Genomic DNA, 12,897 nt, shown 5'->3' with positions numbered 1-12,897 from the left:
GCGAAAAATGAATTGAAGGGAGGAATTGAAAATGAGTGAACATATGAATCAACATAATCATCAACATGAGCACCATAAAAACCATGAAGAAAATCAAAATCATCATGGTAGTCACGGTCATCATGACCACCATGCACATATGATGGAAGACTTTAAAAAGCGCTTTTATATCTCGTTATTATTAACCATACCAATTCTTGTATTGTCACCAATGATACAAGACGCAATAAATGTGAATTGGCGTTTTACAGGCGATTTATATATCCTTTTTGGATTATCGACTATCGTATTCTTTTATGGTGGATGGCCATTTCTTAAAGGAATGACTGATGAAGTTAAGCAAAAAGAACCTGGTATGATGACATTAATCGCTATGGCAATTATTGTGGCTTATGGATACAGTTCATTGACCGTATTTGGAGTCGAAGGTCGTAATTTTTTCTGGGAGTTGGCCACTCTGATTGACATCATGTTGATCGGACATTGGATTGAAATGAAATCAGTAATGGGTGCTACTTCATCTCTTGAGCAATTAGTGGAGCTCATGCCGAACACGGCTCATCGAATTAAGGAAAACGACGAAACAGAAGATGTGAAAGTGGCTGATTTGAATAACGGTGATTTGGTATTGATTAAACCAGGTGAAAAAATCCCTGCAGACGGTACCATTAAAAAAGGCAGATCAGAGATAGACGAATCAATGTTGACGGGTGAATCGCTTCCCGTTTTAAAAGATACCGAAGAAGAAGTAATTGGTGGCTCGGTCAATGGAGAAGGGTCGCTAACTATTTCTATTGAGAAAACAGGGGAGGAAAGCTATTTATCCCAGGTAATCACGATGGTTCGCGAAGCACAAGCATCAAGATCCCATACACAGGATCTATCTGACCGCATGGCAAAATGGTTATTTTATATCGCAATGGGAGCTGGTGTTGTTACGTTTATTAGTTGGATTTTCGTTGGCCCATCTTTAAGTTATGCTCTCGAACGGACGGTAACTGTCATGGTTATTGCATGTCCCCATGCGCTTGGACTTGCAGCACCATTAGTTGTTGCGAAATCAACAACACTTGCTGCTAAAAGTGGATTGCTGATTCGAAAACGGTCAAGTTTTGAAGGAGCGAGGAATATAGACACCGTCATATTTGATAAGACAGGAACCCTGACATTAGGTGAATTTGGAGTAAGTGACGTTGTTTCAAGTGGTGATTTAAGTAAAGAAGAGATTGTAAAATTCACAGCATCACTAGAATCACAATCAGAACATCCAATTGCCAAAGGAATTGTGAAGTATGCAAAAGAGCAAAACATTGAATACCCGCAACCTAATGGGTTTGAATCATTAACAGGTAAAGGTATTCAGGGTGAAGTAGATAATAAGAATGTAAAAGTAGTCAGTCCGGGTTACTTAAAGGATGAGCAAATTAATTTTGATCAATCCAAATTTCAACCTTTAAGTGCAGAAGGAAAAACGATATCTTTTCTTTTAATCAACGATAAACTGGAAGGATTTGTGGCGTTAGCCGATCAAATAAAAGAAAGTTCCAAGGAAGCGATTGCTCAGCTCAAATCAATGAATGTTGAATCCATGATGTTAACTGGTGACAGTCAAAAAGTTGCGCAATGGGTTGGTAAACAATTAAATCTGGATGCTATAACGGCTGAAGTTCTTCCTGATGAAAAAGCAGATTTTGTAAAGAAGGTACAGAAAGAGGGGAAACGCGTTGCAATGACTGGTGATGGCGTAAATGATGCACCTGCTTTGGCAAATGCAGACCTGGGAATTGCAATCGGAGCTGGTACAGATGTGGCAATGGAAACCGCGGATATAGTTTTAGTCGAAAGCAATCCTAAAGATGTGGTTAACATTTTGGATTTATCCAAAGCAACATATCGAAAAATGATTCAAAACTTATGGTGGGCAGCAGGATATAATATAATTGCAATTCCATTAGCAGCTGGAATTTTATTCCCAGTAGGAATTGTGTTAAGTCCCGCAGTTGGTGCACTGCTTATGTCACTAAGTACAGTAGTTGTAGCAATTAATGCGCGTCTGTTTAATTATGAGAAGCAATAATTGAAAAGTTAGAGGAGGTTTATATTATGAAAAGTAAAAAACTAATTATAGGTGTTTTATTGATTGTGTCCACATTGATTGTAGCCGCATGTGGTAACGATAATGAAGAAAAGAGCCAGAAGGAAAACGATGAGAATATGAGTATGGATTCCGGTGATCATGAAGGTATGGAACATTCCAGTTCTGGTGAAGTTCCTGATGATTTAGAAGTTGCGGAGGACCCTAAATTTGAAGTTGGGAGTCAAGCTATTCTCGAAACGGATCACATGAAAGGGATGCAGGGTGCGGAAGCAACGATTGTGGGCGCCTATGATACTATTGCCTATGCAATTTCGTACACTCCTACAACTGGTGGGGAAAGAGTGGAAAATCATAAATGGGTTATCCAAGAAGAAATTGTTGACGCTGGTGGGGAGTCATTAGAACCAGGTACTGAGGTTACGATAAATGCCTCTCATATGAAAGGGATGGACGGTGCCACTGCTGTAATTGAGTCAGCCAAACAAACTACTGTATATATGATTGATTATGTCCCAACTACCGGTGAAGATAAGGTAACTAACCATAAATGGGTAACTGGAGGTGAACTGTCAGCTGAGTAAATTTATACAGGTTTAGCCTTTCGATACTTATCTTATAGAACAGGGTAGGTGTCAAAAGGCTTGTTTACTATTATTTATTGAGCATTTAATTCGAAACACCACCGTAATTTCCTTCTGACTTTTTTACATATATCCCTTTAGTTTCTCTTTTGAACAATTTGAACTAGGTTGTTTCTTTATTATTTTAACTGGAACTGGCGGACATACGATTCGCTATTTCTGTTAAAACAGTGATTTTGAGTAGGTATGCGGACATACAATCATTTATTTCACATATATCAAAGTAAAATAGGAGTATTTCTTCCAAATAAGGAACCTGGAGTCCGTTTAACACCTTATTATCGTTTGGTTTCTCTAAATAAAGTATCTGATGTCCGCGAAAATAATTTTAGGTATGTGCATTTTTAATGTTCGTGATAGGTAACAGAACCCGTTAATATTGATAGCTGTTTTTTTCTGTATTACAGACAATGTCTAACAAGCAATACGCCTCAAGTCTTAGTAAAAGATATGGCTCCGGCTCATTATGTGAAATCCAGTTACTCGGTATGATGGATATAAGATAAAGAAAGGAGGCAAAACAAATGAAAAAGTTTATGTTATTTATTGGAGGAATGGTCGCTTTATTGATTCTACTTTCAATGCTCGGACCAATAATTCTATTAGGTGCAAGCATCTGGTTGCTTTATGTAATCTTTAAGCAATTTATCAAAAGCGATTCAACAGTTGGAAAAATCGGATGGGTTATCGCTGGCCTTGTAGTAATTAGTATCGGGCTTTCTAATATCTATGCTGTTATTGGTGTTGCTGCAGCATTTGCATTGTATTTGATCATCAAGAGCTGGAAAAGTGGTAAACATGATGCACACGAACAAGTAGTGGTAGAAGATGATCCATTTAAAAATTTTGAAAGACAATGGGCGGAATTAAATAATTAATAATGAGGAGAGATTTATATGACAAACGTATTTACACGAATGAAGGATTCTATTTCGGCAGACCTTCATAATATGATGGATCAGAAAGAACAAAAGAACCCGATTGCTGCTTTAAATCAATATCTGCGTCAAAGTGAGCAAGAAAAGGAAAAAGTAAGAAAGCTTGTAGAGCGTCAATATCGATTAAAGGATGAATTTACAAGAGAATATCATCGTGCACAAGATCTTGCAGATAAACGGTTGAAGCAAGCTAATATTGCAGAAAAAGCTGAAGAAAACGAAATGCGTGAATTCGCTATGAAAGAACATGAGGAATATCAATCTAGAGCAAATAGACTAAAGGTTTCACGGGAAGAGTCTGTTGAGCAATTAGAAATGCTGGAACAAAAATACGAAGAAATGAAGCACAAACTGAAGGATATGCATTTACGTCGCATGGAGCTTCTGGGTCGTGAGAATGTTGCAAATGCCAATCATCAAATAAACCGAGTTGTAGACGATTATTCTAATAAGCCGATAGCTCGCTTTGCTGAGATGGAACGATACATTGAGGACCTGGAGTATAAGGTGAATAGTTCCTATTATCGAAACACATTTGACAGCAAGATTGAAAAACTTGAAAAAGAAATGAACACACAAGAAACTAACTAATTTCCTGTGAGTTTGCAATGCAGTTTTTCTAAAAAAAATGATATACTGAACAGGCGCAGTGTACTGCGTCTTTTCTTTTAGCAAGGAAGTTTTGGCGTTAATCTGTCTAGCTCCAGCGCCTAGCCCGCCTGAGGTTTTAAGTCAAATCTCTTTGTGATAAAAATCATCACTAAGAGATTCGTCTTAAACTTGTCGGGGCTGACCAAGGCGCTTAAGCTTTTCTTATTACATATATAAAGGGGGGTCACCATTATGTTTCATCGATTATCTACAGACACATTAAACTGGATATTAATTACTGGGGTGATCCTCTTTATCATTGAAATTACCTTTTTTGGTGGAGGTATGATTATATCTGCCTTGTTTTTTGGCTTATTTATTTATGTTGGCTGGAAAAGGTTTCATAGATTGTGGGGCAAAGCTTTTTTTTGGATTGGTATTATTAGTTTAGTGTTTACTATTTTTAATATGATGGCTATCAGATTTCTTGTCATAGTAGGTATCATATTATTCATTTTAAACTATTCTAAGTCCAAAAAAAAACCGGATCATATCCAACCTCATATTACAGCTGAAGAAAATGAAAATCAGGAAACAATTATGAAAACAAAACCCTTGTTTGACCATAAAATATTTGGTGATCAAGAAACTACTAACCAATCATATCAATGGCGCGACATCAATATACATGGTGCTTTTGGTGATAGGATAATTGACTTAAGTAATACAGTTTTACCAGATGAAACTGCAATAATTTCAATACGGCACCTTATTGGTAATATTGAAATTTATATTCCGTATGAGGTAGAAGTTAGCATACATCACAGCTCGGTATTTGGGCGTGCGCAAATTTTTGGGACCCGTCACCGGAAACTAATGAACCAATCCCTTTTGTACAGAACAGAAAAGTATGATTCCACTTATCCTCGTGTCAAAATCATTACGTCTTTACTATCAGGAGACATTAAGGTGAAACGGATATGAATATAGTCATGCGACATGTTATCACATCCGTTTTGTTCAGTGTATTTCTTTCGTTAGTGGTGATTGGTGTTACGTTTATTACCTTTCCTTTAGACAGTTGGTCACTTCTCATAAACGAGGAAATTATAAATGTTCCTTATCTGTTGTTGGTGTTTATCCTCCCTGTTACTGCTGGTTTTATTATTGGGATATCCTCTGGCCTGTATTGGCGACAACGGCTTCATGGAATTGATCGCCAGTTAAATGAATTAGTTAAAGGTCAAAAGTTGACAATGGAAGATGAAGCCCAAAAGGAATTAGAGGCAATTCAACAGCGGATGATACAGGTACAAGAAAAATTCAGATTGCAGGCAGAACACTCCCAACGGATGGTAACAGAACGAGCGAATGAACGGGAAAAAAGCCTTCAGGAAGTCGTCATACAGGAAAGAAATCGTCTGGCGCGAGAATTACATGATTCTGTCAGCCAACAGTTATTCGCTGCATCCATGATGATGTCAGCAATAAATGAAAATGATGGATCAGATGAACAGGCACGAAAAAAACAGCTTTACATGGTGGAAAATATGATCCATCAATCACAACTAGAAATGAGGGCTTTATTGCTTCACCTCAGACCAGTTGCATTAAAAGGAAAATCGCTGCAAGAAGGTGTTGAGGAATTATTGCTCGAACTAAGGCAAAAGGTCCCAATGGAAATCGAGTGGAAAGTGGAACAATTCACTGTCGAAAAAGGAATAGAAGATCAGCTATTTCGAATTCTGCAAGAGTCCGTATCCAATACATTAAGGCATGCGAAAGCTACGACCCTGGACGCATTGTTAATCGAACGGGATGATACAGTCATTTTACGAATAGTCGATAACGGAATTGGATTTAATGTAGAAAAAGTGCGCACAAGCTCATATGGAATTCAAAATATGGGGGAAAGAGCCAATGAAGTGGGCGGAACGTGTAAAATAATCAGTTTGCCAAATGAAGGAACACGAGTAGAAGTGAAAATTCCACGCTTGAAAAAAGAAGGTGAAAACAATGATTAAAGTTTTATTTGCAGATGATCATGAAATGGTTAGAATCGGTGTATCAGCTTACTTATCCTCCCAGCCAGATATTGATGTAGTAGCAGAAGCGGATGATGGTGGTGAAGCTGTTGAAATGGCATTAAACCTAAGACCCGATGTTATTTTAATGGATTTAGTGATGAAGGAAATGGACGGTATCGAAGCAACAAAACAAATAATAGAACAATGGCCGGAAGCAAAGGTTATTATTGTTACCAGCTTTATTGATGATGAAAAAGTTTATCCTGCTCTTGAAGCAGGAGCAACAAGTTATATGTTAAAAACTTCTAAAGCAAGTGAAATTGCGAAAGCCATACGTTCCACTTTTGAAGGGCAATCTATTCTAGAGCCTGAGGTAACTGGAAAAATAATGACCCGGATGCGGACCAAGCCAGTAGACCAATTACATGATCAGCTTACTGAAAGAGAAATGGAAATCCTACTATTGGTAGCGCAGGGTAAAACAAATCAAGAAATAGCTGATTTGTTGTTTATCGCGTTGAAAACAGTAAAAGTTCACGTTAGTAATATATTAGGTAAACTCGAGGTTCAAGACCGTACCCAAGCAGTGATTTATGCATTCAAGCATGACCTTGTGAAATAGTATGAACAGTTTAGGTTGATAACATCGACTTAAACTGTTTTTTAATTTTTTCGAAAAAAGAGGTTGCATTTTTTAAAATAATCGCATAGACTGTTTTATAACAACTTAACGATATTTAACCTGTTATATAAAAGGGAGTGATGAATTGATGAACACAAAATGTCAGCAATGCGGGGAAAAAATTGATGATCGATATTACATGCTGGAGTGTGAATACTGTTTATCCAAAAAGGAAGAGTAAATTTTTTTGAGGTACCTGTATTATAACAAATCATACTTTATTATATTGTATTATAACAAAAGGAGGCTGGTTATGGTTACATCGAACAGAACGATTCATGTTAATGGAGAAATTAATTCATTTTTTGAATCAATTTTATCTGACGATGCACTACACTTTTTAGAGAAACTTCATCATCGCTTTGAAGAAAGAAGAAATAATTTATTAACAATAAGAACGCAATTACAAGAAACAGTAAACAAGGGAAAAAAGCTAGATTTTTTATCAGAAACAAAGAAAATACGTGATGATGCTACATGGACAATAGAACCACTCCCAAAGGATTTAAAAGATCGACGTGTTGAAATTACTGGTCCGGTTGATCGTAAGATGATGATTAATGCATTAAATTCAGGTGCTAAAACATTTATGGCGGATTTGGAAGATTCCTCGTCTCCTACTTGGGAAAACATGATGAACGGGCAAATGAACTTATACGATGCAGTTCGAAGGGATATTTATTTTAAGAATGAGAGCAACGGTAAGGAATATAAATTACATGATAAAACAGCAGTGTTAATGGTGCGACCCCGGGGTTGGCATCTTCATGAAAAACATATAACTGTTAATGGCATTGCAATGTCTGCTAGTTTAGTAGATTTTGGACTATATTTTTTTCATAATGCAAAGGAACTATTAAGGAAAGAGTCAGGACCATACTTTTATTTGCCTAAGTTAGAAAATCATTTAGAGGCGCGGTTATGGAATGATGTGTTTGTATTTGCTCAACAGGAACTTGGTGTTCCGGAAGGTTCGATTAAAGCAACCGTATTAATTGAAACGATTTCTGCAGCATTTGAAATGGATGAAATTCTGTATGAACTACGGAAACATTCTGCTGGATTAAATTGTGGGCGATGGGACTATATTTTTAGCTTCATCAAAAAATTCCAACAAGATCAATCGGTTATATTTCCTGATCGAGCTGTTGTAACAATGGAAACACATTTCATGCGATCTTATTCTTTATTAGCAATCCAGACTTGTCATAAACGTGGCGCCCCAGCGATTGGTGGAATGGCAGCACAAATTCCTGTCAAAGGAAATGATCAAGCGAATCAATTAGCATTTGAGAAAGTTAAAAAGGATAAAGAACGTGAAGTGGAGGATGGTCATGATGGAACGTGGGTGGCACACCCTGGAATGGTAGGTATAGTACTTGATATTTTCAATAAGCATATGCCAACAGAAAACCAGACTGAGAGACTTCGAAATGACGTACACGTGACACAAGCAGACTTACTAGCTTTACCCCAAGGCGCGATTACGGAAAACGGTTTACGGACGAATATTCGTGTAGGAATCCAATATATAGCGGCGTGGTTACAAGGAAAAGGTGCAGTACCCATCAATAATCTGATGGAAGATGCAGCAACAGCTGAAATTTCACGTGCTCAGGTGTGGCAATGGATTCGCCATTCTAAAGGCGTGCTGGATGATGGGCGGAAGATAGACTTTTCACTCGTTGATCAAATACAAACAGCGGAATTAGAAAAATTAAATGGGGTCATTGAAACGAACAGTTTAAGGGAAGCGGCGGAATTGTTTAGGCAGTTGATTAAAGAAGAAAAGTTTACCGAGTTTTTAACCATTTCAGCATATAACAAATTAATTGAAGGGGGAAATATGTAATGAGAGAAAGTCGTGTAAACAATCTAAAGGAACAATGGGAAAATGATTTACGATGGGTAGGAGTTGAGCGTCCCTATACGGCTGAAGAAGTTATCCGACTAAGGGGTTCTGTCGATATTGAGCATAGTCTAGCACGCAGAGGTGCAGAAAAACTGTGGAATCTTATTAATGGTGAGGAATATGTGAATGCGCTTGGTGCTTTAACAGGAAATCAAGCTGTTCAACAAGTGAAGGCAGGATTAAAAGCAATATATTTAAGTGGTTGGCAGGTTGCAGCTGATGCAAACTTGGCTGGTCAAATGTACCCTGACCAAAGTCTTTATCCAGTAAATAGTGTTCCACAGGTTGTGAAACGGATTAATCAGGCATTACAACGTGCCGACCAAATACATTTTGCAGAGGGTAATGAAGAGATAGATTGGTTTGCTCCAATCGTTGCAGATGCCGAGGCAGGATTTGGTGGCCAATTGAACGTATTCGAATTGATGAAATCGATGATTGAATCTGGGGCAGCTGCCGTACATTTTGAAGATCAATTATCCTCAGAGAAAAAATGCGGACACCTTGGTGGGAAGGTATTATTACCAACGCAAACAGCTGTTAGAAACTTAATTGCTGCACGCTTCGCAGCCGATGTGATGGGAACGCCAACACTTGTAATTGCACGAACAGACGCAAATGCGGCAGACTTGATTACAAGTGATTTTGACCCACAGGATAACAAGTTTATTACTGGAGAACGCACACCAGAAGGTTTTTATAAAACGAAAGCAGGAATCGATCAAGCAATCGCGCGTGGCTTAGCGTATGCACCATATGCGGATTTAATTTGGTGTGAAACATCAGAACCTAATTTAAAAGAAGCACAGAAATTTGCTGATGCAATTCATGAAAAATACCCAGAAAAACTATTAGCGTATAACTGTTCTCCCTCATTTAATTGGAAAAACAAATTATCTGATGAGGAAATAGCATCCTTTCAAAATGAATTAGGCAAGATGGGATATAAGTTTCAATTTGTTACTCTTGCAGGGTTTCATGCACTGAATCATAGTATGTTTGAACTTGCTCGGAAATATAAAGACATGGGAATGGCAGCCTACTCAGAACTGCAACAAGCTGAATTTGCAAATGAGCAATTTGGATACAGTGCGACGAGACACCAACGTGAAGTTGGGACAGGTTATTTTGACGAAGTAGCACAGGTCATATCAGGTGGTACATCATCTACAGTGGCCTTGAAAGGTTCAACTGAAACTGAGCAATTTACAAGATAAACGTATTTTATGGAGGGGCTTGCGTGATGTAAGTCCCTTTTTTAACGTAGTGAGTTAGCGTAACGACTTCCGTGGTCGGTTCATCAGGAATTGTTATGGTTTATCAGGAGATTTGGACTTTTATCAGGAAATTTTCATGATTTATCAGGAACTTTCAACATTTATCAGGAATTTTTCCCTTTTTATCAGTATTTGAAGAAAATTGTCCATGTCGCAGATTAAATGTAGTGTAATAACTTGTAAAGTTGGGTAAAAGAAACGTATCAACTATAAAGAAAGTATGAGGCTATGATTACGATACTAGCACAAAATGAGAATAAAGATCCGGTTGAAAATATTTCACTTGATGATCTGAAAAATAATACATATGATTGGTTCTGGGTTGATTTTGAATCCCCAACAGAAACTGAAACAGATTTATTGGAAACCTACTTTCAGTTTCATCCGTTGGCAATTGAGGATTGCATGCATGATTTACAGCGTCCGAAGCTTGATTATTATGAGGGTCATACATTTTTTGTTATTCATTCACTTGAACAGCAATCATTGTCTAAGAAAGAAATTGATATTTTTATTGGAGATAATTTTATTGTTACCTATCACAAACAACAATGTACGTATACAGAGTCCGTAAAAAATTTGCTGACAGGAAGTAACAACAAAGATCCATTTGATGAATATTACATTTTCTATCAATTATTGGATTTTGTTGTAGATCAGTACTTTCCAATAGTGTACGAAATTGAGGATCATATTAATGAAATTGAGGACAATACAAAGAATTTATCTATGGAAGATTTATTGGAGCACTTATTTGACCGGAGAGGTGAACTATTAAAGCTTCGTCAAACGGTACATCCGATGCGTGATTTATTGTATCGTATCTTGAACTCCCATCACTTAGATGGTGTACAAAAACGTAAGGAATATTTTGTAGATATACATGATCATTTAATAAAAGTAGCCGATATTACTACCTCTAATCGCGAATTGACACAGGACATAAGAGATAGTTATTTATCCCTAAATGCGCACCAGACCAATCGAACCATGCAAGTTCTTACTGTTATATCAGTTATTTTCATGCCATTAACGTTTATTGTCGGTATTTACGGCATGAATTTTACTTTTATGCCAGAATTAGATGAAAAATATGGATATTTTGTCGTTTGGGCTATTATGCTTGTTGTTTCAATTGGTATGTACGTCTGGTTTAGAAAAAAAGGCTGGTTTGATTGATGGAAAAGCTTACCTACTATATTTTGAGGTAAGCTTTTTTTGTATGATTTTAACAAATTATGTAATTTAATAGAGGAATTCATCAAAATTGAAATATAATTGTAATATTACTATTACATTCATGTCATTTTTGGATGATATACTACTAATTGCCTAAGAAAATAATAATAGAATACATAATATAAAATTATAGATCACCTCTACATAAAAAACAGACATAAAGAGAAATAATCATATAGGTGTGAAATAGGGGAAGCGGGGAATATTAATTGAAGAAATCGTTAATGACTCTAACTACTGTGGCGGTAGTTGGATTAGGGAGCATGTTCATCAATAACACAGTCCAAGCAGAAACCACATCAGATTTAAAAAGTAAGCAATCTGAAATACATAGTGAACGATCGTCTATTAAAGCCAATCTATCAAAGGCAGAAGCAAAAATTGCAGACGTAATGATAGATTTAGAAGAATTGAATGAAAAAATTGAAAAAGTAGATGAAGCGTTAAAAGCAAACCAAGCTAAGATGGATGAAACAGAAGGTAAAATAGAAGATACAAAAGCAGAAGTTAAAGCTTTAGAAGAAGAAATAGAAAAACTAGAAAAAGAGATTGAAGCACGTTATGAAATTTTAAAAGATCGTATTGTTTCTTATCAACAAAGCGGAGGAAACATCGGATATATGGATGTAATCTTCGGATCTAATAGTTTTGGAGAATTTATTAGCCGTGTATCAGCAGTAAACAAAATCACAGATTCTGATACTAAATTAATGGAAGAGCAAGAAGAAGCTAAAAAAGCATTAGAAGATAAACAAGATGAAATTGAAAAGAAACTAGCAGGCTTAAATGATATGAAGACAGAGATTGAGGGTATGAAGTCTACTATCTTAGAACAAAAAGAGCAAAATGAAAAAGATAAAAAAGAACTTAAAACTAAAAAAGAAGAACTACAACAATTAAAAGAAGAGCTACAAATAAAAGATAGTAAACTAGCAGCATTAGAAGCGGAAATCAGTCAAAATATAGCACAATCCCGTGTTGGAAACGAACGCGGAAATAATACCCAAAAAGATAGTTCAGGTAATCTAACTACATTAAGTGAAAAGAGTTCATCTAGTAATAAATCAACTCCTTCTAGTTCAGGCGGTGGCGGCATAAGTGCTGCAATTAATGCCGGATATCCATACCTTGGTACACCATATGTATGGGGTGGAGGAAGTCCAAGCGGATTTGATTGTTCAGGATTCGTATCATGGGCATTTGCTCAAGGTGGAATTTCAGTGCCATCAAGTACATCTGGATTACAATATACTGGACATCAAGTTTCCTATAGCAATATTCAACCAGGTGATTTAGTATTCTTTAATACCTATAAAACCAATGGCCATGTTGGCATCTACGTTGGCGGCGGTAAATTTATCGGTTCTCAAAACTCAACTGGTTTAGCAGTTGCTAATATGACAAGTGGATATTGGGCTAATCATTTCGCAGGTCATGTACGTCGTGTACGCTAGTTATAAATCTAGGAGATCTATCCTTAACGGGTGGGTCT

The 12,897-nt window shown here is 36.8% G+C and carries 11 protein-coding genes; all 11 read left to right on the top strand.

Annotated features, from left to right (window positions below; translation table 11 throughout):
* The first annotated feature begins 31 nt into the window (after window positions 1-31).
* The 11 genes from LG329_RS04940 (at window position 32) to LG329_RS04890 (ending at window position 12,859) form a co-directional block, all read left to right on the top strand.
* The gene (locus LG329_RS04940) at window positions 32-2,077 is read left to right on the top strand and encodes a heavy metal translocating P-type ATPase (protein WP_404454114.1); all 2,046 of its coding nucleotides are present in this window, start codon (window positions 32-34) and stop codon (window positions 2,075-2,077) included.
* A 26-nt stretch (window positions 2,078-2,103) separates the two neighbouring features.
* Window positions 2,104-2,679 (top strand): YdhK family protein, encoded by a 576-nt coding sequence (locus tag LG329_RS04935; RefSeq protein ID WP_404454112.1) that lies wholly within the window; start codon window positions 2,104-2,106, stop codon window positions 2,677-2,679.
* Window positions 2,680-3,263: 584 nt separating this feature from the next.
* Window positions 3,264-3,617, top strand: a complete 354-nt coding sequence (locus tag LG329_RS04930) for a flagellar basal body rod protein (RefSeq protein ID WP_404454109.1) — start codon at window positions 3,264-3,266, stop codon at window positions 3,615-3,617.
* An 18-nt stretch (window positions 3,618-3,635) separates the two neighbouring features.
* Window positions 3,636-4,268, top strand: a complete 633-nt coding sequence (locus LG329_RS04925) for a PspA/IM30 family protein (RefSeq protein WP_404454106.1) — start codon at window positions 3,636-3,638, stop codon at window positions 4,266-4,268.
* Window positions 4,269-4,520: 252 nt separating this feature from the next.
* Window positions 4,521-5,252: a cell wall-active antibiotics response protein LiaF gene (liaF, locus tag LG329_RS04920; RefSeq protein ID WP_404454104.1), complete on the top strand. Its 732-nt coding sequence runs from the start codon at window positions 4,521-4,523 to the stop codon at window positions 5,250-5,252.
* Window positions 5,249-6,292 (top strand): histidine kinase, encoded by a 1,044-nt coding sequence (locus LG329_RS04915; RefSeq protein ID WP_404454101.1) that lies wholly within the window; start codon window positions 5,249-5,251, stop codon window positions 6,290-6,292. The genes liaF and LG329_RS04915 overlap by 4 nt, the downstream gene beginning before the upstream one ends.
* On the top strand, window positions 6,285-6,917 hold the full coding sequence (locus LG329_RS04910) for a response regulator (protein ID WP_404454098.1): 633 nt from the start codon (window positions 6,285-6,287) through the stop codon (window positions 6,915-6,917). Before LG329_RS04915 ends, LG329_RS04910 begins: the two co-directional genes overlap by 8 nt.
* A 313-nt stretch (window positions 6,918-7,230) precedes the next feature.
* Window positions 7,231-8,829, top strand: a complete 1,599-nt coding sequence (gene aceB / locus LG329_RS04905) for a malate synthase A (RefSeq protein WP_404454095.1) — start codon at window positions 7,231-7,233, stop codon at window positions 8,827-8,829.
* Window positions 8,829-10,106 (top strand): isocitrate lyase, encoded by a 1,278-nt coding sequence (gene aceA, locus LG329_RS04900; RefSeq protein ID WP_404454092.1) that lies wholly within the window; start codon window positions 8,829-8,831, stop codon window positions 10,104-10,106. Before aceB ends, aceA begins: the two co-directional genes overlap by 1 nt.
* Before the next feature lie 288 nt (window positions 10,107-10,394).
* Complete coding sequence (corA, locus tag LG329_RS04895) at window positions 10,395-11,345, top strand: magnesium/cobalt transporter CorA (RefSeq protein WP_404454089.1); 951 nt, start codon at window positions 10,395-10,397, stop codon at window positions 11,343-11,345.
* A gap of 269 nt (window positions 11,346-11,614) precedes the next feature.
* Window positions 11,615-12,859 carry an NlpC/P60 family protein gene (locus LG329_RS04890; protein ID WP_404454086.1) on the top strand — a complete coding sequence of 415 codons (1,245 nt, stop codon included), beginning with the start codon at window positions 11,615-11,617 and terminating at the stop codon, window positions 12,857-12,859.
* The last annotated feature ends 38 nt before the right edge of the window (window positions 12,860-12,897 follow it).

Origin of the sequence: Virgibacillus necropolis, from assembly GCF_044793635.1 — a bacterium.
Lineage (GTDB): Bacteria > Bacillota > Bacilli > Bacillales > Amphibacillaceae > Virgibacillus_F > Virgibacillus_F necropolis_A.
Note: the sequence above shows the minus strand (reverse complement) of the source record. Positions and strands in the feature narration are given on the sequence as shown.